The organism is Cellulosimicrobium sp. SH8, from assembly GCF_025818875.1.
GTDB lineage: Bacteria > Actinomycetota > Actinomycetes > Actinomycetales > Cellulomonadaceae > Cellulosimicrobium > Cellulosimicrobium cellulans_D.
The window spans coordinates 282,831-307,042 of the sequence record NZ_JAMXMH010000001.1; the positions used below are offsets into that span (position 1 = coordinate 282,831).

Consider the following 24,212-nt stretch of genomic DNA (forward strand, 5'->3'; position numbering starts at 1 on the left):
GTCATCCGGTGCCTCGTTCTTCCGTCGGGGCCGCGGTGTCGTCGACCTCCGTGGGGCGCGGGCCCAGCCGGCTCGCGACCATCGGGAGCACGATCACCGACAGCACGCCCGCGCCGACGAGCGCCGCGCCCACGCGTGACGTCATCGCCCCCTGCTCGACGGCGATCTCCGTGAGGGCGACGAGCAGCGGCAGCGCGGTCGCGGCGTAGAGCGCGGTCTGGACGCGCTCGACCGACGGCAGCTCGCGTCGGAACCACAGCAGCACCGGTCCGCCCCGCACGACCACCATGAGCGCGAAGAACGTCAGCGGCAGCAACGGCGACGCGACGATGGAGTCGATGTCCAGGCCCATGCCGGAGCTGACGAAGAACACCGGCACGAACACGCCCCACGCGACCGCGTCGAGCTTCTTCTCCAGCGCCTCGACGTCGCCGGGCGCCCAGCGCCGCAGGACCATGCCGCCGACGAACGCGCCCAGCACCGCGTCGAACCCGAGCCCCGCGGCGAGCGCGAGCAGCGCGACGAGCAGCAGGACGGTGAGGCGCAGGGTGCTCTGGCCGGTCCCGTGCTCGGCGTTGCTGAAGAGCTTCCCGCCACCGAGCGTCCCCAGCCGGCCCAGCCGCCCCGGGAGCGCGGACAGCGCGATGGCGACCACCGCGAACAGGACGAGCAGGATCGCCGCGACGCCGCTCTCGCGCGTGCCGAGCAGCACCGCCATCGCGACGATCGGCCCCAGCTCACCCACCGCCCCGACCACGAGCACGGCCCGCCCGAGCCGCGACCCGAGCTGACCGCCGTCGCGCAGGATCGGGAGCACGACGCCCAGCGCGGTGGTCGTGAGCGCGATCGCCCCGGCCGCGACGCGGTGCGGCGAGCCGTCGCCCACGAGCACCAGCACCAGCACCGCGCCGACGACGAGCGACGTCAGCCACGCCGCCCCGGCGCGTCGCCCGATGCGCTGGCGCAGGAGGTTCGGCTCGAGCTCGTACCCGGCGAGGAGGAAGAGGAAGCCCATGCCGAGGTCGGAGAGGAGCGTGACGTCGGCGGGCGTCGCGAGGTCGAGCGCGGACGGCCCGATGAGGATGCCGCCGAGCAGCAGCACGACGACCTGCGGCACCCGCGACCGCACCGGCATGAGGCCCGCGAGGAGCGGTGCGAGCAGCGCGACGACGAACACCGGGACGAGCGGGGCGTAGACGTTCACGGGTGGGCTCCGGGTGGTCGGTGGACGGCGGGTCCCAGGATCCCGCAGCGCCCCGGCTCGCGCGCGGCGGGACGGGCCCGATGTCGTCGTGCCGGTTGACGACGCGTCGTGCCCCGGCCTACGGTCGGCGCAGCCGCGGGTTCCCGCGGCCCTGGATCGGCAGACAGGACCACTGAGCCGGCGCACCGTGGCGCCGGAGCCGCGCCCCGGTGAGCACGAGCCACCAGGAGGCACCATGACCAGTCCGTCAGCCAGCACCCGCACCTGGGTCCGCGACCCGCTCGGCGTCTTCACCGCGAACGACTCCCCCGACGCGCCGGACGCGCGGGGCGGGGTCGTCGTCGAGGACGGGGTGATCGTCGAGGTGGTCGCGGCGGGAGCGCAGCCGTCCGCCCCGGTCGACGAGACGTTCGACGCGTCGCAGCACGTGCTCACGCCGGGCCTGATCAACACGCACCACCACTTCTACCAGACGCTCACGCGCGCCTGGGGACCGGTCGCCGACGCCCCGCTCTTCCCCTGGCTGCAGCGCCTGTACCCGGTGTGGGCGCGGCTCACGCCGCGCGACCACGAGCTCGCGACGACCGTCGCGCTCGCCGAGCTGCTGCTGTCCGGCTGCACGACGGCGGCTGACCACCACTACGTGTTCCCGGCCGGTCTCGACGACGCGATCGACCTCCAGGTCGCCGCGGTGAAGCGGCTCGGGATGCGCGCGACCCTCACGCGCGGGTCCATGACGCTCGGTCAGGACGACGGCGGCCTGCCCCCGCAGTCGGTCGTGCAGAGCCTGGACGTCATCCTCGCCGACTCGCAGCGCCTCGTGGAGAGCTACCACGAGCGGGGCGCCGGGGCGCAGGTCCAGATCGCGCTCGCGCCGTGCTCGCCGTTCTCGGTGACGACCGACGCGATGCGCGAGAGCGCGGCGCTCGCGGAGGACCTCGACGTCCGCCTGCACACGCACCTCGCCGAGACGATCGACGAGGAGGACTTCTGCCGCGAGCGGTTCGGGCTGCGCACGGTCGACTACCTCGAGTCGGTCGGCTGGCTCACGGACCGCGCGTGGCTGGGCCACGGCATCCACTTCGACGACGACGAGGTGCGCCGCCTCGGGGCCGCGGGGACCGGCGTCGCCCACTGCCCGACGTCGAACATGCGCCTCGCGTCCGGGATCGCCCGGGCCGTGGAGCTCGAGGACGCCGGTGCGCCCGTCGGGCTCGGGGTGGACGGCTCGGCGTCGAACGACGCCTCGACGATGATCCTCGAGGCGCGCCAGGCGCTCTACCTCCAGCGCCTCAAGTACGGCGCCGACATCCCCGTGACCCGCGCGCTCGGCTGGGGCACGCGCGGGTCGGCGCGCGTCCTGGGCCGGGACGACGTCGGCGTGCTCGCCGTCGGGAAGCAGGCGGACCTCGCGCTGTGGTGCCTCGACGAGCTGCGCTTCTCCGGCTCCCACGACCCGGTCGCGGCGCTCCTGCTGTGCGGCGCCGAGCGCGCGGACCGCGTCATGGTGGGCGGCGAGTGGCGCGTCGTCGACGGCGCGGTCCCCGACCTCGACCTCGGCGCCCTGGTCGCCGAGCACTCGGCGGCGGCCCGCCGCCTCGTCGCCGGCTGACGCTCGGCCGAGCGGGGACGTGCCCGGCCACCGGCCGGGGCGTCCCCGCTCAGAGCTCGCGGTAGTAGTGGACGACGGGGAGGGCGGTGAAGCCGCGAGACTCGTACAGGGCGCGCGCGGCGTCGTGCCCCGGGTCGCCGCCGGTCCAGACGTTGGCGTACGCGCACCCGGCGTCGCGCAGGTGCTGCAGCGCGGCGTCCACGAGGAGCCTCCCGATGCCCTCGCCCTGCGCGTCGGGGTCGACGGCGATGATCTCGAGGTCGCCGGTGCGGGCTCCCTCGGCAGGGGGCTCGCCGACCACCGCGGTGGCGAACCCGACGACTCGGTCGGCCCGCTCCGCGACGACCGTCGTCGCGGGGTGCTTCTCGCACGCGCCCCGCACCTCCGCCTCCTGGCTGCGCCGCCAATCAGGGTAGGCGAGCCCGTAGAGGCGCTCGCCGAGGATCGCGCGCCACGAGACGAAGGCGTCCTCCCACGCGCGCAGCGACAGGTCGACGACGGCGTCGAGGTCCGTGGGGCGGTAGGGGCGGAGCGTGGCGGTCACGGCTGGAGGCTACGGAGCCAGGCGGGCAGGTGCCAGTGCTGTGGTGCGGCCGGCGACCGAGGGCCGTCACCGCAGGCCACGTGCGAGTTGCCGGGAGGGGCTTGACACGCGTCACACTTGGCGTTCGAATGGTGGAAGTAGTTTTCCGCCAAGCGGAACGATAGCTGACGAGGAGGTCCGCTATGAACGCGCGAGCCACGAGGGCCACGGACGGCGCCGAACGTCGTCCGGTACGCCCCGAGGACGAGCGGCTGCCCATCGGGTCGACGTTCGGGTACGGGTTCCAGCACGTGCTCACCATGTACGGCGGCATCATCGCCCCGCCGCTCATCGTGGGCGGCGCCGCCGGGCTGACCGGGGCCGAGATCGGGACGCTCGTCGCGGCGTCCCTCTTCATGGGCGGCCTCGCGACGATCCTGCAGACGCTCGGCATCCCGTTCTTCGGGTCGCAGCTCCCGCTCGTGCAGGGCGTGTCGTTCGCGGGCGTGTCGACCATGGTCGCGATCGTCAACGGCGGGGGAGGGATCCCCGGGGTGCTGGGGGCCGTGCTCGTCGCGTCGGCGGTCGGCCTGCTCATCACGCCGTTCTTCGCGCAGATCATCCGGTTCTTCCCCCCGGTCGTCACGGGCGTGGTCATCACGACGATCGGTCTGACGCTCATGCCCGTCGCGGCGAACTGGGCGATGGGCGGCAACGCGAGCGCGCCCGACTACGGCTCGGTGAGCAACATCGGCCTCGCCGCTCTGACGTTCGCGATCGTCATCCTGCTGTCGAAGGTGGGCAGCGGCACGATCTCGCGCCTGTCCATCCTCATCGCGATCGTCGTCGGCACCCTCATCGCCCTCGCGCTGGGCAAGGCGGACTTCTCCGGCGTGGGCGACGGACCGGTCGCCGCGTTCCCGTCGTTCCTCGGCTTCGGCGCCCCGACGTTCGAGATCGCCGCGATCATCTCGATGCTCATCGTCATCCTCGTGACCCTCACCGAGACGACGGCGGACATCATCGCCGTGGGCGAGATCGTCGGCACGAAAGTGGACCGCAAGCGCATCGCGAACGGCCTGCGCGCCGACATGGCCTCGTCCGTCGTCTCGCCGTTCTTCGGGTCGTTCACGCAGTCGGCGTTCGCGCAGAACGTCGGGCTCGTGGCCATCACGGGCGTGAAGTCGCGGTTCGTCGTGGCGGCGGGCGGCGCGATCCTCGTGGTCCTCGGCCTCCTCCCGGTCCTGGGCCGCGTCGTGGCCGCGGTCCCGACGCCGGTCCTCGGCGGTGCGGGCGTCGTGCTGTTCGGCTCCGTCGCGGCATCCGGCATCCGCACGCTCGCGAAGGTCGACTACTCCCGGCCGATGAACCTCATCATCGTGGCGGCGTCGATCTCGTTCGGCATGATCCCCATCGCCAAGCCCGACTTCTACGACCAGTTCCCCACGTGGTTCGGCATCATCTTCCACTCGGGCATCAGCTCCGCCGCGGTCATGGCGATCCTGCTCAACCTGCTGTTCAACCACGTCAAGATCGGCAACCCGCCGGACCCGTCCGTGTTCGCCGCGGGCGCCGAGCACGGTGCGAGCGCGGTGGACGAGGACGACCTCGACGACCTCGAGGACGACGGCGTCATCAACGGATCGACCCGCCGGCCCGCGGCCACCGACACGGTCCCGCCGGCGGAACCCGCGGCGAACCCCGCGCCCGTCGCGGGCGCGCAGCAGGTCGACGGCGCGCCCTCCCCAGCGCCCGAGGCGGCGCCCGCGGGTGGTGCCGCCGACGGCGAGAGCACGACACCCCGGCAGCACGCGGTCGCCCCGCTCCCGCGGACCGCGACCCCGTAGACGCACCTGCCGAGCAGGCACAGCGTCGTGCCCGGCGCCGCCCCGCACCCGAGCGACCCCCTCGCGCCGGGTGCGGGGCGCCGTCGTGCCCGGGCCGTGTAGCGTCGTGGGTCGGCGTCGAGCACGACGCCGGCACCCCGACCGCAGGACCGCACCATGAGCACCCCCACGCCCGAGCCCCCGGCACCCACCGAGAGCCGGGCACCCGCCGAGAGCCCGACCTCCGACCACCTCGGCACCGGGCTGCGGACCCGGCACCTGACGATGATGGGGCTCGGCTCCGCGATCGGGGCGGGCCTGTTCCTCGGCTCGGGCGTCGGGATCGCGACCGCCGGGCCCGCCGTGCTCGTGTCGTACGCGATCGCGGGCGTCGTCGTCATCCTCGTCATGCGGATGCTCGCCGAGATGGCGAGCGCGCGGCCCGCGAGCGGGTCGTTCTCCGTGTATGCGGAGGAGGCGCTCGGGCCGTGGGCCGGGTTCCTGCTGGGTTGGCTCTACTGGTTCATGCTCGTCATGGTCCTCGGCGCGGAGATCACCGGCGCTGCGCGCATCGTCACCGGCTGGTACCCGGACGTGCCGCAGTGGGGCGTCGCGCTCGCCGTCGTCGTCGTGTTCGCGGTGATCAACCTGTGGGGCGTGCGGCAGTTCGGCGAGCTGGAGTTCTGGTTCGCGTTCGTCAAGGTCGCGGCGATCGTCGGGTTCCTCGTCGTCGGCGTCCTGCTGGTCCTCGGGCTGCTGCCCGGGACCGACCCGGTCGGCACGGCGAACCTCCTGGGCCACGGCGGCTTCGCGCCCGAGGGGTGGGGCGGGATCGCCGCGGGGCTGCTCGTCGTCGTCTTCGCGTTCGGGGGCATCGAGATCGTCACGATCGCCGCCGCGGAGGCGCGTGAGCCGCGCACCGCCGTCGCGCGCGCGACCCGCAGCATCGTGTGGCGGATCCTCGTGTTCTACCTGGGCTCGGTCGCGATCATGGTGCTCGTCCTGCCGTGGGACTCGCCGCTGCTGGCCGAGAGCCCGTTCGTCGCGGTGCTCGACCTCGCCGGGCTCCAGGGGGCGGCGCGCGTCATGGAGGTGGTCGTGGTGATCGCGCTGCTGTCGGCGTTCAACGCGAACGTCTACGGCACGTCCCGCATGGCGTACTCGCTCGCCGGGCGCGGCGACGGGCCCCGAGCCCTGCGGCGCGTGTCCCGCCGTGACGTGCCGTGGGTCTCGGTGCTCGTCTCGGTGTTCTTCGCGCTCGTCGCGGTCGGGCTGAACTGGCTCCTGCCCGAGGCGCTGCTCGGCATCCTGCTCAACGCGGTGGGCGCGGCGCTGCTGGTCGTGTGGGTCCTCGTCGCTGTCTCGCAGCTCCGGCTGCGTCGCCGGATCGAGGCGCAGGCGCGCGCGTCGGGCGAGCCGATGACGTTGCGCATGTGGGGCTTTCCCTGGCTCACGTGGGCCGTGCTCGCGGGGCTCGCGGCGCTCGCCGTCCTCATGCTGACCGACGACTCCGCGCGCGCCCAGCTCCTGTCCACCGCCGGCCTCGTGGCCGTCATCCTGGCCCTCTACGCGGTGACGCGCGGCGGCCGTGCACGCCGTGTCGGGTCGGCGGAGCCGCGCCGGGACACGTGAACCGGAGGCGACCCGAGGTGACCTGCGCGGACACCGGGGCCGACCACCGCGTGCACGGACGTGCGCCGACGACGGTGCACAATGAACGGATGACCTACCGCGTCCTGAGGCTCATCCTGTCGCTGCTCGCCTACGTGCTGCTGCGGCCACAGGTGACCGGACGCAACAACATCCCGCGCAACGGGGCGGTCATCCTCGCGAGCAACCACCTGTCGTTCATCGACTCGATCCTCATCCCGATCGTCGCGCCGCGGCACGTCACGTTCCTCGCCAAGGCCGAGTACTTCACGGGCCGCGGGCTCAAGGGCCGGCTGTCGCGGTGGTTCTTCACGACGATCGGCATGATCCCCGTCCAGCGCGACGACCCGCGCGCCGGGCAGCGCTCGCTCGAGGACGCCCTCGAGGTGCTCCAGCGCGGCGGCGCGTTCGGCATCTACCCCGAGGGCACGCGCTCGCGCGACGGCAAGCTGCACGCGGGTCGCACCGGCGTGGCATGGCTGGCGCTCGCGGGCCACGCCCCGGTCGTCCCCGTCGCCGTGCGCGGCACGGACAAGGTCCAGCCGATCGGCAAGCGGATCCCGCGCCTGCACCGCGTCCAGGTGCACTTCGGCAAGCCCATCGACCCGCAGCGCCAGATCACGGCGGGCACCAAGCCCGCGCAGGCGCGGCGCGAGCTCACGGACGAGGTCATGGCGTCGATCCACCGCATGAGCGGCCAGGACCTCGCGGCCTGACGCTCAGAGCGAGCTCAGCCCGAACGCCGTCGCGAAACCCAGCACCGTGACGAGCCCGGTGACCGGGCCGCCGAACTCCGTCGCCTCGGGGATCATCGTGTCGACGAGCATGGTGAGGAGCGCCCCGGCGGCGAACGCCTGCGTGATCGCCACGACCGCGGGCGACGCGCCGTCGAGCGCGACGTAGCCGATCCCGGCCGCGAGCGCCGAGACCAGGGTCGTCGACCCCCACAGCACCCAGAGCCGCGACGGCTTCGTGCCCGCCTTGAGCAGCCCCGACGTCGCGGACATCGCCTCGGGCAGGTTCGAGACGAACACGGCGGCGAGCATCGCGACGCTGACCCCGCCGCCGCCGATGAGGGTCGCGCCGAGCACGACCGACTCGGGGATGCCGTCGAGCACCGTGCCGAGCGCGATCGCCGCGCCCCCGGTCCCGCCCGCCGCCTGGACGGACTCCGCCTGCACGCCGGTGGACCGCTTGCGGCCCTCGCCGCCCATCCGGTCGATGATTCGGTCGCCGACGAAGAACGTCAGCGCGCCGCCCGCGAGGCCCGCGAGCAGCACCAGGCCGCTCGCGTGCGTCGACGCGTCCTCGACGAGGTCGTACGCGACCGCGCTGATGAGGACGCCCGACCCGAACGCCATGATGAGCCCGACGAGCCGCTGGCCCGGCGGCCGCCAGAAGACCAGCGCCGCGCCGAGGAGCAGCGACGACGCGCCGACGAGGCCCCACCAGAACCCGAGCATGCGCCCATTGGACCAGCGGCCGGGCGGGACCGCGCGGGGACGGGCGGCCGGCTCGTACGGTTCCCCCGGCCGGGGGAGGCGCGCCCCGCCCGGTCCCGGGAGACTGGGGCCATGACGCCCGACGACGCCCGCCCGACCCGCGCGGCGACCGCGCCGGGGCGGGGCGGGTGGGGACGGGTCGTCGCACCGCTGCGCAGCGCGACCACCGTCCGGGCGGGCGTCTACCTCGTGGTCGGCGGCGTGGTCGCCGGCGCGTACGTGACGCTGGTCGCCGGGTTCGTGCAGATGTTCGCCTCGCTGCAGACGCCGCGCGTCGCGATCCTCGTCCTGGCGCTCGTGTCCGCGGTCCTCGTGAGCACGCCGCCCTTCCTGGCCACGGTGCGCTCGCTGGAGATCGCGGCGGCCCGGACGTTCCTCGACGTCGACGTGCCGCTGCCCGCGCCGGGGGCGCCCGCGCCCGGTGCGGCCACGCGCTGGCGCGCCGCGGCCTGGTACGGGCTGCACCTCACGCTCGGTGCCGCGGTGCTCGTCGTGGTGCTGTTCCTCGTCCCGGTCGCGACGCAGCTCGTCCTCTCCGCGACGGGCGTCGAGCCGGTCCTCCTCACCGACTGGCGGCCGTGGGAGGCGCTGCCCGCGTGGACGTGGCTGGTCACCGCGGTGCTCGCGCTGCTCGCCGTCCCGTACGCCGTCGCGCTCGCGCGCGCGGTGCTGCGGCAGGCGGCCCTCCCGCTCCTCGGGCCCGACCAGACGGAGCGCATCGCGGAGCTCGAGGCCGCGGCCGACCGCGACGCCGAGCGGGGCCGGCTCGCGCGCGAGCTCCACGACTCGGTGGGCCACGCGCTGACCGTCACGACGCTCCAGGCGGCCGCGGCCGCCCGCCTCCTCGACCGCGACCCGGTCGCCGCGCGTGCCGCGCTCGCCGCGATCGAGGAGACGGGCCGCACCGCCATGGCGGACCTCGACCACGTGCTCGGCCTGCTCCGTGCGGACGGCGCCTCGGCCACGGGCGGCGCCCCGCGCGCGCCCGTGCGCAGCCCGGCGCGCACGCTCGAGGACCTCGACGTCCTGCTCGACGACGCGCGCCGCACCGGGGCGGACGTCCGGCGCACGGGCGGCGACGGACGGGTCGACGTCCCGCGCGCGGTCTCGCAGGAGGCGTACCGCGTCGTGCAGGAGGCGCTCACGAACGCGCTCCGGCACGCCCCGGGCGAATCGGTCGCCGTGGGCGTGGCGCGGGGTCCGGGCGGCGCGCTCGTCGTCGAGGTGCGCAATCCGCTCGGGCCGGGCACGCGTCGTCGGGCACCCGACGGTCCGGGTCGCGAGCGCCGCGGCCTCGCGGGGATGCGGGAGCGGGCCCACCTGCTGCGCGGGGAGGTCTCAGCAGGGCCCGCGCCCGACGGCGGCGCGTGGGTCGTGCGCGCGACGTTCCCGCTGGCAGGATCGGGCGGATGACCGACGGGACGACGCGCGTGGTGCTGGTGGACGACGAGCCTCTGGTGCGTACGGGACTGCGGGTCATCCTCGACGCCGAGCCCGATCTCGAGGTCGTCGGCGAGGCGGGCGACGGGGCGGAGGTGCCGGGGGTCGTCGCGCGGGCGCGACCCGACGTCGTGCTGATGGACGTGCGCATGCCGCGCGTCGACGGCATCGCGGCGACGCGCGCCCTCCTCGCGCGGGGCGACGCGCCCCGCGTGCTGGTCCTCACGACGTTCGAGAACGACGACCACGTGCTCGACGCGTTGCGCGCGGGCGCGCACGGGTTCCTGCTCAAGCGCGCGCGGCCCGAGGAGGTCGCGCAGGCCGTGCGGGTCGTGGCGCGTGGCGAGTCGCTCCTGTTCCCCGACGCGGTGCGCCGGCTCGCGACGGCGCGACCGCCCGCGGGCGACGAGCTGCGCGCCGCGCACCTCACCGAGCGCGAGGGCGAGGTGCTGCGGCTCGTCGCGCAGGGGCTCTCGAACGCGGAGATCGCGGGCGAGCTCTACCTCGGCGTCGAGACGGTGCGCACGCACGTCGGCAACGTCCTCGCCAAGCTCGGGGTGCGCGACCGCACCCAGGCCGTCGTGCGCGCCTACGAGTCGGGCTTCGTCCGGGCCGGCTGAGCGGCTGCGAGCGTTCCCCCGCACGGGGGAGCGACGTCGTCGTCGCGGGTGATCCGGCGCGGCGTGCCGGACGCGAGGGTCGAGTCATGAGCACACGAACCCCGCCCCCGTCCTCCGTCACCACGCCGTCCGGCCCGCGCACGGTCGACGTCGGTTCCCTCTCCGGTGCGCCGCCCGGTCCCGGGGCGCACGCGTCCCGCGGGCGGTGGATCGCCCCGACCGCCGCGGCGTGGTGGGTGGTCGGGGGAGTCGCGGCCCTCGTCGTCACCCTGGCGGGTGGCACGCTCGCGGTGGGCGACGCGAACGACCTGTCGTTCGGCGCCCTGAGCGGGGTCGCTGGCGCGACGCTCACGCCCTGGGTCGCGGTCCTCGCCCTCGTCGGCGCGGCGACCGCGCTGCGGGCGTGGCTCGGGGGTCGGCACGGCCCCGTCGCCCGGGCCGACCGTGCGCTGACCGTCGCGGCGACCGCGCTCGTCTCGGCCGGGGTGCTCGCGCTCACCGACGCGTCCATCCTGGCGCGGCTGGGGTACCTCCCGGTCACGCTCGTCATGGCGCCGTTCGACCCCGTGATCCGGGCCGCGTTCCAGGACTTCCTCGGCGCGGGCCCGCTCACGCAGCTCGCGCTCCTGGCCGGCGCCGCCCTGCTCGTCGCCTCGACGTGGCGGTTCGTGCGCCGCGGGGTCGGTGCGTGCGCGTCGTGCGGGCGGCGGCACGACGGCCACGACCCGGCCTGGACGACGCCCGCCGCCGCGGCGCGCTGGGGCCGGACGGCCGCGCTCGTCGCCGCCGCGATCCCGACGTTCTACGCGGTGACCCGCATCGCCTGGGTCCTCGGCATCCCGCTCGGCTTCTCGGCGGAGAACGTCGCCCAGCTCGCGGGGCAGGACGGCCTGGTCGCGGCGCTCGGCCTGGGCGGCTTCGCGCTCGTCGGTGCGGTGCTCACGCTCGGACTGTTCCAGCGCTGGGGCGAGGTCTTCCCCCGCTGGATGGTCGGGCTCGCGGGTCGCAGGGTCCCGGTCGGGCTGGCGGTCGTCCCGGCGACGATCGTGGCGGTCGCGGTGCTCCCCGCCGGGCTCTCGCTCATCGTGATCGGGCTCGGTGAGAGCCGGCTGGCGCTGACCGCGGACTCGTGGGGCGCCGTCGGCCCGACGTTCCTGTGGCCGGTGTGGTCCCTCGCCCTCGGCGCGGCGACCTACGCCTACTGGCTCCGCCGCCGCGGCACGTGCCGCACCTGCGGCCGCGGTTGAGCCGACCCCGCTCCGCCGACCACGACGCCGCTCCGCGTCGAGCACGACGTTGCTGTCGTTATCAGCCCGATAGCGACAGCAACGTCGTGCTCGGCGGCTACTGGGGCTCTACCGGGCCGTCCTGGCCCGCCACCAGGTCGCCGCACGTGGTCTCCTGGGCGGTCGTGACCACCGGGTCGTCCGGGGCCGCGTCCTGGGCGACCGTCTCCTCCTCGCCGTTCGTGGCGGTCTTCGCGCCCGCGTCGAGGTCGACGAAGGTGCGGGACACGGTGAAGGACGTGCCGTCGTCGGACACGGCGTTCAGGCCCGCGAGGTGCAGCCCCCCGTCGACCTCCGTGCAGCCGACGCCCGTGCCGAACCCGGTGAAGCCCTTGTCGAACGTGTACTGCTCGCCCTGGGCGTTCTGCGTCGGGGTCACGGCGCAGTCGGCGGCGGAGAACAGCAGGACCTCGCGGCCCGTGTCGACGAGCGCGATCGGTGCCGTGGCGTCGCCCGCGGCGACGAGCTGGACGATCGCGCTCGCCGCGACGGGGCTCGCGGACTCGATCGGGGCGGAGAACGTCGCGCCCGACGCCGTCGTGATCCCGAACGCGCGGCCCGCGCCGCCGGTCAGCCACGCGGTGTCCGGGCGGCCGTCGCCGTCCACGTCGACGATCTCGTGCGTGCCCGCCCCCGCGGGGACGCCGTCGCCCGCCGCCGGGCACCCCTCGGCGGCGGGCGTCGACGTGTCGTCGGTCGGCGTGCCCGTGTCCGTCGGCGACGGGTTCGGGGACTCCGTCGCCGTCGGGGTCTCCGCCGCGGGAGCGTCCTCCGTCGGGCGGTTGACGAGCCACACGACGACACCGATCACCACCACCGCGACGATCGTGAGCACGATCCACGGCCAGGTCCGTCGCGGCCGCTCGGGTTCGGGTTCGGGCGTGGGGAAGGGCAGGTCGGGCGTCGTCATTCCCTCAGGCAATCACCCGCGACGACGCGTGGCACCCCGGCACGCCGCGATGCCCGGCGAGCAAGGACACCCGCAGGCTCTCAGCGGCGCAGGACCCGGGCGAGGGCGCGGGTGAGGGCGGCGCCGTCGGGGCCGTGCGCCGTCGGGACGCCGCGCACCTCGCCGGGCAGGCTGCCGGGCGCGGGCAGCGGCGAGCCGTGGGCGAGGACCTGCTGCGCGGGCGTGAGCTCGCGGATCGCGACGGCCGCGACGTGGTCGGGGTGCCGGCGCGCGGCGCGCGCGTAGATGTCCGGGTCGTGCTGGCCGTCGTCGCCGACGAGCAGCCAGTCGACGTCCGGCAGCTCGCGGAAGAGGCGGTCGAGCGAGGTGTCCTTGTGCTCCGGGCCGCTGCGGAACCAGCCGGTGTTCGTCGGTCCCCAGTCCGTGAGGAGGAGCGGGCCGGGCGGGAACCCGTGGCGCTGGAGGAAGCGGCGCAGGTTCGCGGCGGTGTTCCACGCGCCCGTCGACAGGTAGACGAACGGGGTGCCGGGGCGCGACGTCGCGATCCCGCGGTAGAGCGCGGCCATCCCCGGCACGGGCACGCGCGCGCTCGAGTGCCGGACGAACGTGTTCCAGGCCGCGATGAGGGGGCGCGGGACCGCGGTCACCATCGCGGTGTCGTCGATGTCGGACACGACGCCGAGCCGGCGCCCGTCCGCGACGACGAGCACGCGGCCCGTCGCGACCGCGCCCGACGACGGGCGGAACGTCACGTCGTGCCAGCCGGGGGCGAGCGCGACGTCGATCGTCGCGTCGAGGTAGCCGCTGCGGTCGGAGACGAGGTCGACCGTCGCGTCGCCGACGTGCACGCGGACCTCCTCGCGCGGCGCGGGGGCGGTGAAGAAGTAGCGCCAGCCGCGCCGGTCGGCGGACTCGCGCTCGTGCAGCGCGGGGTCGAACGCGGGGCTCGCGAGGAGCACGCGCGCGAGCACGCGCACGCGCCGCGGGGTGCCGTACCCCGCGAACGGCTCGACGCGGGGGCGCCACCCGCGCGCCTTCTGGAAGCGGGAGACGACGTCGCGCCACCGGTCCTCGATCCGGGCCGCCCGGTGGGGTCGCTGGGTCACGGCGTGCTCGGTCGGGGTCGAGGTCATGGGGGCGCGGCGGTCTCCGGTCGACGTCGGGGGCTGGTTCCCACTGTGTCACACCCCGGTGACGCCGCACCGTCGGGACGCGACCGCGTCCCGGTGCGCCGTGAGCGCCGTCTCGTCAGACCTTCGACTTGCGGTACCCGGCCGCGACCGCGGCAGCCTCCGTGGTGAAGCACTCCTCCGGGTTCGTGTCGGCGTAGGACCGCCCACCGGGGACGTGGTAGATCCACTCGCCGGAGGAGGAGTGGTTTCCCTTGATCGGAGCCCAGGACGGGCAGTTCCGGATGTCCACCGGGGGCGTCCGCTGCGGGTAGACGACGGTCGCCGTGGAGGAGGACGTGGCCGACGCGGACACGTACCCGGACCTCGCACCCGTGACACGCACCGAGATGCGCTTGCCGTGCTGTCCTGCGGTCACGGCCAGCGTGGATGCGGTCGCTCCGGAGATCGTGGCGCCGTTCGCGAGCCACTGGTAGGAGAACGACGTCCCGGCGGTCCACGTGCCCGGCCGCGCGGTCAGCGTGGACCCCACGACGGCCGAGCCCGCGATGGTAGGCGCCGACGAGGACATGCATCCGAGGTTCGCCGCCGCGGCGTCGCTGACCGCACCGGCACCGCCCATCACGACCCGCTTCGACGCGCCGAGCGAGGCGACGGCGTTGCGCGTCGCCTCGGGAGTGCACGCACGCGAGGTGACGTACAGCGGGGCGGCGAGACGGCCCGCGAGGGCGGCCCCGGCGAGCGCGTCGGGAAAGTCAGTGCCGGTCGCGAGGAACACCGTGGTCGTCGACCCGGGCGGGAAGTACGCCTGGTTGACGAGCGCCGCGGTGTCGTACCGAGACGCTCCGCCGTAGCGGGAGACGGCCATCCCGTCGGCGCGGAGCTGGTCCGCGATGCCCGTGCTGACGGCACCGGAACCTCCGGCGATCGCGACACTCGTCACGCCGAGCCGGTGCAGCGTGCTGAGCGTCGCGGGACTGACGCGGGGCTGGAGACCGTCGACCAGGATCACCGGGACCTGGCGCGCTCCGGCTGCTCCGGTCGCGGCGAGCGCGTCCGGGAAGGACCGTCCGGTCGCGATGATCGCGTGCGCCGAGGTCGGGAACGTCGCGTCGACGATGCCGAGGCCGGTCTCGTAGCGAGACGCCCCGCCCAGCCGAGTGGCCGGGGCGATACTGCGGAGCGTCGAGAGCACCGCGTCGCTCACCGCACCACGACCACCGACGACGTAGATCTTCTTCGGTGCGAGCCGCACGATCTCGGTCTGTACCGCCGCGGCGAGCGAGCCGGGCGGCGTCAGCAGGAGGGGGCCGCCGACCCGGGCGGCCGCCGACGCGGCGGACAGGGCGTCGGGGAAGTCCGACCCGGTCGCCACGAACACCGCCGGCACCCCGGCCGCGTATCGCTTCGACGCCTGGAGCGCGGTCTCGTACCGTGTCGAACCGGACAGGCGGGTCGTCCCGTCGGCGAAGGGGGCGATCACGGTCTGCCCCGGATCCACCGGGGGCTCCGGGACCGCTCTGATCATCGTGGCGGGGAGCGTCACCACCTGCGCTCCGCAGCCTCCGGACAGGGCGGACGTGAGCGCGTCCATCTCCCGCTGGTCCACGGCGAGCGACCACCGGTACTTCACCAGGGCCCACGCGGTGACGTACTCGCAGCGGTTCCCGACGTCGGTGGGCTGCCACTCAGCCGGGTCGTGGTCCGACTTCGCCTGGTTCGACGCACCCGAGACGGCTGCGAGCGCGTACGGGACGTCGAGGTCGTTCGCAAAGGCCCGCCTCTGCTCGTCCGTCCACGCGGAAGCGCCGGATCGCCAGGCCTCGGCGAGCGCGACGACATGGTCGACCTGCAGGTCCTCGATGCTGGTCGTCGTGACACCGTCGTAGACCGACACCCACGAGCCGCCGGTCAGCGTGCACGAGCCGGAGACGGTCGGTGGGGTCACGGCCTCGGCGACGAGCACTTCGTAGCGGGTGTTGCAGCCGTCCCCGTCGGCATCGATCCAGTGCTCGAACCGGTCCCGGTCGTACGACGGGGAGGTCGTCTCGGTGGCGACCGTGAGCAGACCAGGCAGGTCTGCGGCCGCGATGGTCGAGGCGACGACAGGCTGGACTCCGACGAACGTCGACGTGACGAGCGAGAGCGCGGCGACGAGGCCGACGCGCGCAGGGGTACGCATGGTGTGCACTTCTTTCCAGGACCCCCGCCGCTGTTGCTCGGAACTCTATCGGGACCGCTGGACGAGGCTCTCAGTGCGAGCGGGTGAACTCGTCGACCCGTACTCGGCGCGGGCACGGGTCCCTGGGACGGTGCACGGGGCTCTGGTCGAACGCGCGAGGGCCCGACGGGGACGACCGATGAGTTCCCGGCCAGCGGGCGGTCCACCCCGACGTCCGACGAGCCTCGACAGGAGCACCCATGACCGAGACGCCTGCCCCGACCGTCGACCACGGCGACCTGCTCGCCGCCTACAGCACGCCGGAGGCGCCACGGGTGCCGTGGTCCGCCGTCCGGGAGGCGCTCGAGCGCGCGGGGGTGTCGTGGGTGTCGACGGTCCGGCCCGACGGGCGGCCCCACGTCACGCCGCTCCTCACCGTGACGGCCGACGGAGCGCTGTTCTTCTGCACCGGCCCCGACGAGCGCAAGGCGCGCAACCTCGCGGCGAACCCGCACGTCGTCCTCACGACCGGGGCCAACCGGTACGAGGAGGGCATGGACGTCGTGGTGGAGGGCGACGCGGTGCGCGTCACCGACGACGCGGTCCTGCACCGCCTCGCGGAGCGGTGGCGCTGCAAGTACGACTGGCACTTCGAGGTGCGCGACGGCGCGTTCTGGGACACGCCGGGCGGCGGCGGGGAGGCGTACGTGTTCGCCGTGCGGCCGGACGTCGTCTTCGCGTACGCGCGTGGCGCCGAGCACACGGCGATGCGGTGGCGGTTCGGCGCCGACGCGCCGTCGACCGGCCTGGGTGCGGCACGCGCACCGCAGCCCGCCCCGTGAGGGCGGGCTGCGGCGTCGAGCGGGTGCGGACGGACGTCAGTTGCGCGTGATGGTGAAGGTCGACGTCGTGTTCTCGATGTCCCGGAAGTTGCCCGAGAACGTGAGGTTGGTGAACGTCGCCGTGCCGACCGCCGGGCCCTGGCCCGCCTCCGGCATCGGGTTGGCCCAGATGCCGTAGCCCGACTTGGCGTCGTACTTGTCCCCGCTCTTCTTCGCCCCCGTGATGGTGACGTTGGTGAAGGTCGGGTTCTGGAACGTGTTCTGCGGCTGCCCGCCGACGTAGTTCGTCTGGAACATGATCCCGGAGTACGTCGGGTCGATGACGTCGAGGTTGTTCACCTGGATGTTCCCGAACGACTTGGACGCCGAGAACATCCACACGGCCCCGAACACCTGGTCGCCCCAGAAGTGCCCGCCGGAGCGGACGACGGTGAGCCCGTCGAACACGGTGGGCGCGGGTCCGAAGCCCTCCATCGGGTACCCGAAGTCGAGCGAGCTGATCGTGACGCCCGAGTAGACGAGGGTGTCGGCGATGTAGATGTTGCGGAACGTGTTGTCCTGGCCGCCGTAGACCGCGAGGCCCGCCGCGCGCCACGTGTTGGTGGACGTGAGGTTCTCGAACACGTTGCCGCGCTGCCCGCTGCCGCCGTTGTCGGTGGCCGCGAAGAGCGCGAACGAGTCGTCGCCCGTGCCGCGCGCCTGGTTGTTGTGCACGTGGTTGTTCGCGCTGCCGTTGGTCATGTTGATCGCGTCCGCGAACGTGTTGCGGATGCGCGAGTTCGTGACCTCCGAGTCGTCCATGTTGGACGCCCAGAACATGCAGATCATGTGCTCGACCCAGATGTTGTCGATCGTCATGTCCTTCACGTTGGCGAAGTCGAACACCTTGCCCGGGCCGTCGATGCGCGACGTGTAGTTCCCGAAGTACGCGAAGTCGCGGAACGTGGAGCCGTTCGCGCTCGCCTCAGCGCGGAAGCCGACGTCGGTGTTCTCCTGACCCTGCGGCGCGAAGAACCGCGTGAACCACGGCCCGGCGCCGACGACGTCGACCCCCTTGCCGTACACCTGGAACTTGCTCGACGTCTGGTAGTCGCCGGCGGGCAGGTAGACGCCCTTGAGCGTGCCCGTGGCGTCCATGCGGACCTTGTCGAGCGCCGCCTGGACGTCCTGGTGCGTGAAGCCGGCGGGCTGCGTGTACTGCGCCGGGTTCGGGTTCGCCTGCGGCGTCGCGAGCTCGAGGTCGACGAAGTCGATCGCGTACTGGCTCGTGTTGCCCGCCGTCTTCTGGAGGCGGATCTTCGAGCCCGCCGGGACGGTCGTGCCGAGCAGCGTGCTCGCCTCGTCGTAGACGTGCCGCGGCGCGCCCTGGCCCGGCTGGTTGCCCGGGTTGGTCTCGTTGCCGTACAGCCACGCGTAGCGCGAGGTGAGGTCGATGTTCTTGAGGAACTGGCCGTCGACGTAGATCGCGAGGGTCGCGTTCGTCCCGCCGCCGCCCGCCGAGTCGGGGATGGAGAAGCGGGTCAGCAGGGTGTTCGTCGGGGCCTTGGTGGTCCACTCGACGTACGCGCCGGTCTGGTTGAGCGTCACCGCGCGCCGACCCGAGGCCTCGCCCGCGAGGTCGCCGACGACGCGGTTGGGCGCGAGCACGGTCGCGCCGCCGCCCGTGACGCCGTCCTCCGCCTCGTACGTGTCGAACGGCAGGTTGGCGCCGCGCCCGACGAACAGCGGGCGCGTCGCGGTGTTGTTGGCCTGCTTCGCGGCGACCTCGGTCGAGTCCGGCGCGGCGACGACCTTGACGTCGTAGTTGCCGTTCGCGGCGGTCCACGTGCCGAGGTTGACGCTCGCGCTGCTCGCGCCCGCGGCGATCGCGCCGCTCGCGGAGCCTGTGAGGGTGCGCACGACGGCGCCCGTCGCCTTGTTCGTCACGGTCACGGTGAGGCCGTGCGCGGCCGTGGAGGTCGCGACGTTGCCCTGGTTGGCGATCGTCGCGGAGAACGTCACCGTGCTGCCCGCGGCGGGGTTGCTCGGCGACCACGTGAGGGTCGGGACGAGGTCGGAGCTCGGGACGGCGGTGACGACGAGCGGGGTCGGGTTCGCGTACCCGTTGTTGCCCTCGTTCTGCTCGGCGACCGTGCCGCCCGCGTCGGCGACCGCGCCGATGGTGTAGCTCGCGGCGGGGCGGGCGCCGACGTCGGCCGTGACGGTCGCCTGGGCGCCTGCCGCGAGGCCGCCGACCGGCTTGGTCGCGACGGTCTGGCCGTTCAGCGTGAACGCGACGTCGGTCGCGGCGGACGCCTGCGTGCCGATGTTCTTCACGACGGCCGACAGCGTGATCGCCTGCGACTCGAGCGGCGAGGCGGGCGTCGCGGTGACGCTCGTGACGACGAGGTCCGGGTTGGGCGCGGCGGTGCCGAACACCTGGAGCTCGGCGACCTGGCCGTTGCCGGACCCGGTGTTCCCCGTGAACCGTAGGCGCACGTCCTTGGCCGTGCCCGTGACGGGGACCGTCACGGTGTTCCCCGTGCTCGGCGAGAACGCGTAGCCCGCCGACGGCTTGAGCGTCTGCCACGCGCCGGTCGTGGTCGCGCGGCCCTGGACCTCGAAGGTCTGGGTGCGCGGGCCCCACGCGGACGCCGGCGGCAGCTTGACGACGACGTTCGTGAGCTGCGTCGCGGAGTCCAAGGACACGGTGAGCGTGCTCGGGTACTGGCCGCCCGCGCCCTCCCAGTAGGTCGAGGTGCTGTCGTCGTTCGCGTTCTTCGCGACGAACTGCCACTCCGTCGACGACCCCTCGATCGGCTTGTTCAGCGCGAGGTTGGTGCCGGTCGGGGGCTCGGGGTCGCCCGGGTCGCCGGGGCCGCCCGGGTCGGTGCTGCCGGCCGTGCCGCGCACCTCCAGCTCGGAGAGCTGGCCCGCGGGCCAGCCCGTGTTCGCGGTGATCTGCACGCGCACGTAGCGGGCGGACGTGTCCGGCACGTCGACCGTCACGGTGTTCCCCGACGCTGGGTTGAACGCGTACGCCTGCGACGCCTTGATCGTGGCGAAGCTCGAGCCGTCCGTGCTGGACTGCACGCTGAGGGTCTGGTTGCGCGTCTCCCAGCCCGTCGGGAGCTTGAGCACGAGGTCCTCGACCGTGGCGGCCGCGCCGAGGTCGACCTGCGCCCACTGCGGGAACGAGTTGTTGGTCGACTCCCAGTAGGTGCCCTGGTTGCCGTCGGTGAGGTTGCCGGACAGGTACGGCGAGTTGTTGCTGCTCGCGGCCGTCGGCTTCCCGGCGGACAGCACGGTGGGCGCTGCCGTCGCGGTGGTCGTCAGACCGAGCGGGACGAGCAGGGCCGTCGCCGCCGCGGTCGCGGCGAGCAGGCGGAGCCGGCGCGGCGGCGCCCCGGCGGGTGTGCGGTTCGACGTGCTGGGTCGATGTCTCATCGATGTCCTCGATCTCCCGTCGTCGTCGACGGGCGTCAGGCCGCGCCGAGCGCGACCCCGCACCGGACCGGACGCCCGGGTCGGAGGACGGGCCACGGCGCACGTCCGGCGGGGCCGGCTGGCTCGGGTCAGTACCTTCGAGAATTGCGGTCCCGCTGTGCCGCACCGCACAACGGAGTGTTGATTTCTTGCATCAACACGCAAGAACGCTACTGCCGGGTGAAGGAGGCGTCAAGAGATGTCGCAAGCGCCCGCTTCGTCCGCTCGGACGACGGGGGAGAACCCCGGTCCCGCGACGGAGGACCGGGGTTCTGCTGGGGCGAGCGAGAGGTGCCGGGCGGGTCAGTGGCGGGGGTCGCGGATCGCGGCGGTGAACAGCGGCCAGCCCGTCTCGGAGTGGGAGACCGAGAAGAGATAGGGCCGGTCGACGCGGAAGGCGAGCGGGACGACCTCGGCCTCCGACGACATCGCCTGTGCGCCGAGCTCCGTCACGGCCGCCGCGACGGTGCCCTCGGCGTCGACCTGGAGCATCGCCTGCTGCTTCGCCTGCGACACGAACAGGTCCGCGTCGCTGATGCCGCGGAGGTCCGGTGGGTCGACGGGGTCGAACAACCCGCCCAGCCCGGCGGCGGCGAGCGCGGGGCGCAGGTCCGTCGGCCGCTCGACCGGGATGTCGAGGGTCGGCATCGTCAGCGCCACCCGCTGCGGCGTCGCGGCGTCGAGCGCCTCGCGCAGCGCGGCCGTGCGGGTCGGCGTGACCGTCGCGGGGTCGGTCCCCTCTGGAGGCAGGACGACGTCCGCGTGGAACCCGTCGACGTAGGGGAGGCGCAGCCCGCGCCAGCCGTCGTGCTCCGCGTACGCCCACGACTCGGTGAGCGACAGCGACTCGACGTCGACCCCCTCACCGGTCGGGAGCACGAAGGGCGAGGGCCGGGTCTCGCCCTCGTCGAACGGTGCTTCCCACCGCGCCGCGAAGAGCACGGCGTTCTGGAGCACGAGGCGGAGGTCGATGTCCGGTTCGATCGCGCTCTTCTCGATCAGCCCGCCCGTGTGGAACCGGACCCAGTCGCTCAGCGGGGCGATGCCCGACGCCGTCCCGAGGTCCGTGTGCAGGACCCCGGCGTCGTAGCCGGTCGCGAGCGCCTCGAGGTACGTGTCGTGGACCTGTGCCTGGTCGTCGAGGACGACCTGGTTCGCGACGTGCACGAGCGGGGTCTTCGGCAGCTCGTCCTTCTGCACGAGGGCGGGGTCGCCGTCGTAGTCCTGGAGCGCCGCGAGCAGGGCGTTGACGGCGTCGGTCCGGTCCTGCCCGGTCGCGCCGAGCGCGGCGTCGAGGGACGCGGCGGTCTCGCCCCGTGCGCCCTCCGCGAGCATCGAGAGGGCGACGACGGCGCTCGCCGGCGACACGACGACGTTGCCCTCGCGCGAGGCCGCGTCGAGCATGGTCAGGCCGAGCTCCTCGGTCGCGCCGACCACGTCGGGCGCGGCGTCCGCGTCGGAGACCGAGACGACGTGGCGCGCCGCATCGGCGGTCGCGAGGGGCAGGTCGGGCCCGGCCGGGACGCCGGTCGCGCACGCGGCGACCAGCCCGACGACGGCGGCCGCCGCTGCGACGCCGGCACCGGTCCGGGCCCTGCTCGTCCGGGGAGCCATGGTGCTCTCGCCGTCCTCTCGTCAGTGGCGGGGGTCGCGGATCGCAGCGGTGAACAGCGGCCAGCCCGTGTCCGTGTGCGACACGGAGAACACGTACGGCCGGTCGATGCGCAGCTCGACGACGTCCTCGATCATGGGCGCGGACTCGACGCCGGCGACGACCTCCGTCACCGCCGCCGCGACGGTGCCCTCCTCGTCCACGCGCAGCACCGCCTGCTGCCACGCCTGCGTCACCGTCAGATCGTCTTCGTCGCTGATGCCGGTCAGGTCCGGCTGTTCCAGCAGGTCGCCGAGCCCGGCCGCGGCGAGCGCGGGCTTCAGGTCGAGCGGTGCCTCGGCGTCGACGTCGAGCGTCGGGAGCGTGAGCGCGACGCTGCGGGGCGAGGCGGCGTCGAGCGCCGCGCGCAGGTCGGTGCTCGTCTCCGCCGCGAGCGTCGCCGGGTCGACGCCGTCCGGCGGGAGCACGACGTCGGCGTGGAAGCCCTCGGTGTACGGGAGCCGGACGGCCTGCCACCCGTCCACCTCGGCGTACCGCCAGTCGTGCTCCTGGTGCATCGCCTCGGCGTCGACGTGGGTCCCGTCCGCCAGGACGAACGGGCTCGGGCGGGTCGCCTGCTCCTCGAACGGCGACGACCAGCGCGCCGCGAGCAGCGCCGCGTTCTGGAGCGCGAGGCGGGAGTCGGTGTCGGGCTCGACGGCGGACTCCTCGATCAGCCCGCCCGTGTGGTGCCGGACCCACCGGTCCAGCGGTTCGAGGCCGGCCTCCGAGCCGAGGTCGGTCTCGAGCACCCCCGCGTCGTACCCGGCGGCGAGCGCCTCGAGGTACGTGTCGTGGACCTGTGCCTCGTCGTCGAGCACGACCTGGTTCGCGACGTGCACGAGCGGGGTCTCCGGGAGCTCGTCCTTCTGCACGAGGGCGGGGTCGCCGTCGTAGTGCTGGAGCGCCGCGAGCAGGGCGTTGACGGCGTCGGTCCGGTCCTGCCCGCTCGCGCCGAGCGCGGCGTCGAGCGAGGCGGCGGTCTGGCCGCGCGCGCCCTCCGCGAGCATGGACAGGGCGACGACGGCGCTCGCCGGCGACACGACGACGTTGCCCTCGCGCGGGGCCGCGTCGAGCATCGTCAGGCCGAGCCGCTCGGTCGCCTCGACGACGGACGCCGTCGCCGGAGCGTCGGCGACGGTCACGACACGACGCTCCACGTCCGCGGTCGTGATGGCGGGCGGCTCGCCCGACGCCGTGGCGCACGCTCCGAGCACCAGGGTCGCGAGGGTCGCGACCCCGAGCGGAGCAACCGCGCGCCGCTTGCCGGGTCGACGTCTCGCCCGGTTCCTCATGCCGCCCCCTGTCGTGGAACTGCCGTGGCGCACGCGCGCCACGCTCACGACCTGACTATGTCGCGCCGCGGGCCAGGCTTGCACCGGTAGGGTCCGCGCATGGGACTCGGTCCGATCTACCCGCTGCTGATCCTGCTCTACGTCGCGGTGCTCGCGACGGTCGCCGTGCTGGTGATCTGGGCGCTGATCCTCACGATCCGGCTGCTGCGCAGCGTCCTCGCGGAGCGCGACGCGCGTGCGCGCGCCGGCTGGACGCCGCCGGTGTAGCTCCTCGCGTCCTCCGTCAGTCTCCGGCGGGACCGAAGCGCTCCGTCTTGACCCGGGCCGGGTCGTGGCCGAGCGAGACGAGCTGGCGGGCGACGGCCTCGACGAACCCCGTCGGCCCGCACACGAAGCACGCGGGCTCGATCTCGGCCGGCCAGCCCCACGCCGCGAGGTCGCGGCGTTCGAGGCGGCCCGGTCCACGCATCGCGCCGAGCGGCGCCGATCGGGTGAACACGACCTGGGTGTCGAGCCCGTCGTGCGCGGCGGCGAGCCGGTCGAGGTCCGCGACGTAGAGGCGGTCCTCGGGGCGGCGGACGGAGTAGACGAGCCGGAACGGCGTCCGGTCGCCCGCGTCGCGGCGCGTCCGCAGCATCGCCATGAGGGGCACGAGCCCCGACCCGCCGGCCGCGAGCAGGACCGGTGTCCCGGCGTCGTGCTCCGGCGACCAGACGAACCAGCCGCCGACCGGCCCGCGCAGCTCGATCGCGTCCCCCACCGCGAAGACGTCGGTGAGGTACGTGGAGACCTCCCCGCCGGGGACGCGCTGCACGGTGACCTCGACGCGCGCGGGGGAGCCGTCGTGGGGCACGCTCGCGCGCGTCGCCGCACTGCCGATCGAGTAGCTGCGCTCGGCGGTGTAGCCGTCCGGCGCGGTGAGGCGCAGGTCCACGTGCTGACCCGCCAGGTGCCCGGGCCAGGCGGGGACCTCGAGGACGAGCGTCCGCGCGGACGGGCTCTCCTCCCACGCGTCGACGAGCGTCGCGACCTGCCAGCGCGACGGCGTCGCGTACCGCGCGCCGAGGCGGACGGGCGCCTCGGTCATCGCGCGAC

Annotated in this window: 19 protein-coding genes; 9 read left to right on the plus strand and 10 right to left on the minus strand. The window is 74.1% G+C overall.

The window, feature by feature from the left end:
• Position 1: 1 nt before the first annotated feature.
• The gene (locus tag NF338_RS01255) at positions 2 to 1,204 is read right to left on the minus strand and encodes a cation:proton antiporter (protein WP_264029109.1); all 1,203 of its coding nucleotides are present in this window, start codon (positions 1,202 to 1,204) and stop codon (positions 2 to 4) included.
• Between the two features lie 235 nt (positions 1,205 to 1,439).
• On the opposite strand from NF338_RS01255, the gene NF338_RS01260 reads away from it, so the two are divergent.
• Positions 1,440 to 2,816, plus strand: coding sequence for an 8-oxoguanine deaminase (locus NF338_RS01260; RefSeq protein WP_264029110.1), 1,377 nt, complete (start codon positions 1,440 to 1,442; stop codon positions 2,814 to 2,816).
• Between the two features lie 49 nt (positions 2,817 to 2,865).
• On the opposite strand, the gene NF338_RS01265 is transcribed toward NF338_RS01260, so the two are convergent.
• On the minus strand, positions 2,866 to 3,360 hold the full coding sequence (locus NF338_RS01265) for a GNAT family N-acetyltransferase (protein WP_264029111.1): 495 nt from the start codon (positions 3,358 to 3,360) through the stop codon (positions 2,866 to 2,868).
• A 182-nt stretch (positions 3,361 to 3,542) separates the two neighbouring features.
• Here NF338_RS01265 and NF338_RS01270 point away from each other — a divergent pair, with 182 nt between their 5' ends.
• From NF338_RS01270 to NF338_RS01280, 3 genes are all read left to right on the plus strand, one after another.
• Positions 3,543 to 5,186 carry a nucleobase:cation symporter-2 family protein gene (locus NF338_RS01270; RefSeq protein ID WP_264029112.1) on the plus strand — a complete coding sequence of 548 codons (1,644 nt, stop codon included), beginning with the start codon at positions 3,543 to 3,545 and terminating at the stop codon, positions 5,184 to 5,186.
• Positions 5,187 to 5,342: 156 nt separating this feature from the next.
• Positions 5,343 to 6,797 carry an amino acid permease gene (locus NF338_RS01275; RefSeq protein WP_264029113.1) on the plus strand — a complete coding sequence of 485 codons (1,455 nt, stop codon included), beginning with the start codon at positions 5,343 to 5,345 and terminating at the stop codon, positions 6,795 to 6,797.
• Between the two features lie 89 nt (positions 6,798 to 6,886).
• Positions 6,887 to 7,531 carry a lysophospholipid acyltransferase family protein gene (locus tag NF338_RS01280; RefSeq protein ID WP_087470316.1) on the plus strand — a complete coding sequence of 215 codons (645 nt, stop codon included), beginning with the start codon at positions 6,887 to 6,889 and terminating at the stop codon, positions 7,529 to 7,531.
• Positions 7,532 to 7,534: 3 nt separating this feature from the next.
• Here NF338_RS01280 and NF338_RS01285 read toward each other — a convergent pair whose 3' ends face one another.
• The gene (locus tag NF338_RS01285; protein ID WP_087470315.1) at positions 7,535 to 8,278 is read right to left on the minus strand and encodes a ZIP family metal transporter; all 744 of its coding nucleotides are present in this window, start codon (positions 8,276 to 8,278) and stop codon (positions 7,535 to 7,537) included.
• Between the two features lie 111 nt (positions 8,279 to 8,389).
• On the opposite strand from NF338_RS01285, the gene NF338_RS01290 reads away from it, so the two are divergent.
• The 3 genes from NF338_RS01290 to NF338_RS01300 all read left to right on the plus strand — a co-directional run bounded on the left by NF338_RS01290 (position 8,390) and on the right by NF338_RS01300 (position 11,624).
• Positions 8,390 to 9,730 carry a sensor histidine kinase gene (locus tag NF338_RS01290; protein WP_264029114.1) on the plus strand — a complete coding sequence of 447 codons (1,341 nt, stop codon included), beginning with the start codon at positions 8,390 to 8,392 and terminating at the stop codon, positions 9,728 to 9,730.
• The gene (locus tag NF338_RS01295; protein WP_087470313.1) at positions 9,727 to 10,377 is read left to right on the plus strand and encodes a response regulator; all 651 of its coding nucleotides are present in this window, start codon (positions 9,727 to 9,729) and stop codon (positions 10,375 to 10,377) included. The genes NF338_RS01290 and NF338_RS01295 overlap by 4 nt, the downstream gene beginning before the upstream one ends.
• 86 nt (positions 10,378 to 10,463) lie before the next feature.
• Positions 10,464 to 11,624 carry a hypothetical protein gene (locus NF338_RS01300; RefSeq protein ID WP_264029115.1) on the plus strand — a complete coding sequence of 387 codons (1,161 nt, stop codon included), beginning with the start codon at positions 10,464 to 10,466 and terminating at the stop codon, positions 11,622 to 11,624.
• A gap of 97 nt (positions 11,625 to 11,721) precedes the next feature.
• Here the strand turns inward: NF338_RS01300 and NF338_RS01305 are convergent, their stop codons facing one another.
• From NF338_RS01305 to NF338_RS01315, 3 genes are all read right to left on the minus strand, one after another.
• Complete coding sequence (locus NF338_RS01305; RefSeq protein WP_264029116.1) at positions 11,722 to 12,573, minus strand: hypothetical protein; 852 nt, start codon at positions 12,571 to 12,573, stop codon at positions 11,722 to 11,724.
• An 80-nt stretch (positions 12,574 to 12,653) separates the two neighbouring features.
• Positions 12,654 to 13,679, minus strand: a complete 1,026-nt coding sequence (locus NF338_RS01310) for an App1 family protein (protein WP_264029117.1) — start codon at positions 13,677 to 13,679, stop codon at positions 12,654 to 12,656.
• A 142-nt stretch (positions 13,680 to 13,821) separates the two neighbouring features.
• Positions 13,822 to 15,885, minus strand: coding sequence for a cell wall-binding repeat-containing protein (locus NF338_RS01315; protein WP_264029118.1), 2,064 nt, complete (start codon positions 15,883 to 15,885; stop codon positions 13,822 to 13,824).
• A gap of 239 nt (positions 15,886 to 16,124) precedes the next feature.
• Between NF338_RS01315 and NF338_RS01320 the strand changes: the two genes are divergently transcribed.
• Positions 16,125 to 16,706, plus strand: coding sequence for a pyridoxamine 5'-phosphate oxidase family protein (locus tag NF338_RS01320; RefSeq protein WP_264029119.1), 582 nt, complete (start codon positions 16,125 to 16,127; stop codon positions 16,704 to 16,706).
• 36 nt (positions 16,707 to 16,742) lie between these two features.
• Here NF338_RS01320 and NF338_RS01325 read toward each other — a convergent pair whose 3' ends face one another.
• The 3 genes from NF338_RS01325 to NF338_RS01335 form a co-directional block, all read right to left on the minus strand.
• Entirely contained in the window at positions 16,743 to 20,132 is a 3,390-nt protein-coding gene (locus tag NF338_RS01325; RefSeq protein WP_264029120.1) for a discoidin domain-containing protein, read from the minus strand.
• Positions 20,133 to 20,474: 342 nt separating this feature from the next.
• Positions 20,475 to 21,785, minus strand: coding sequence for a serpin family protein (locus NF338_RS01330; RefSeq protein WP_264029121.1), 1,311 nt, complete (start codon positions 21,783 to 21,785; stop codon positions 20,475 to 20,477).
• Positions 21,786 to 21,806: 21 nt separating this feature from the next.
• The gene (locus tag NF338_RS01335; RefSeq protein WP_264029122.1) at positions 21,807 to 23,117 is read right to left on the minus strand and encodes a serpin family protein; all 1,311 of its coding nucleotides are present in this window, start codon (positions 23,115 to 23,117) and stop codon (positions 21,807 to 21,809) included.
• 99 nt (positions 23,118 to 23,216) lie between these two features.
• Between NF338_RS01335 and NF338_RS01340 the strand changes: the two genes are divergently transcribed.
• Complete coding sequence (locus NF338_RS01340) at positions 23,217 to 23,384, plus strand: hypothetical protein (RefSeq protein ID WP_264029123.1); 168 nt, start codon at positions 23,217 to 23,219, stop codon at positions 23,382 to 23,384.
• Positions 23,385 to 23,400: 16 nt separating this feature from the next.
• On the opposite strand, the gene NF338_RS01345 is transcribed toward NF338_RS01340, so the two are convergent.
• The gene (locus tag NF338_RS01345; protein ID WP_264029124.1) at positions 23,401 to 24,204 is read right to left on the minus strand and encodes a ferredoxin reductase; all 804 of its coding nucleotides are present in this window, start codon (positions 24,202 to 24,204) and stop codon (positions 23,401 to 23,403) included.
• Between the last annotated feature and the right edge of the window lie 8 nt (positions 24,205 to 24,212).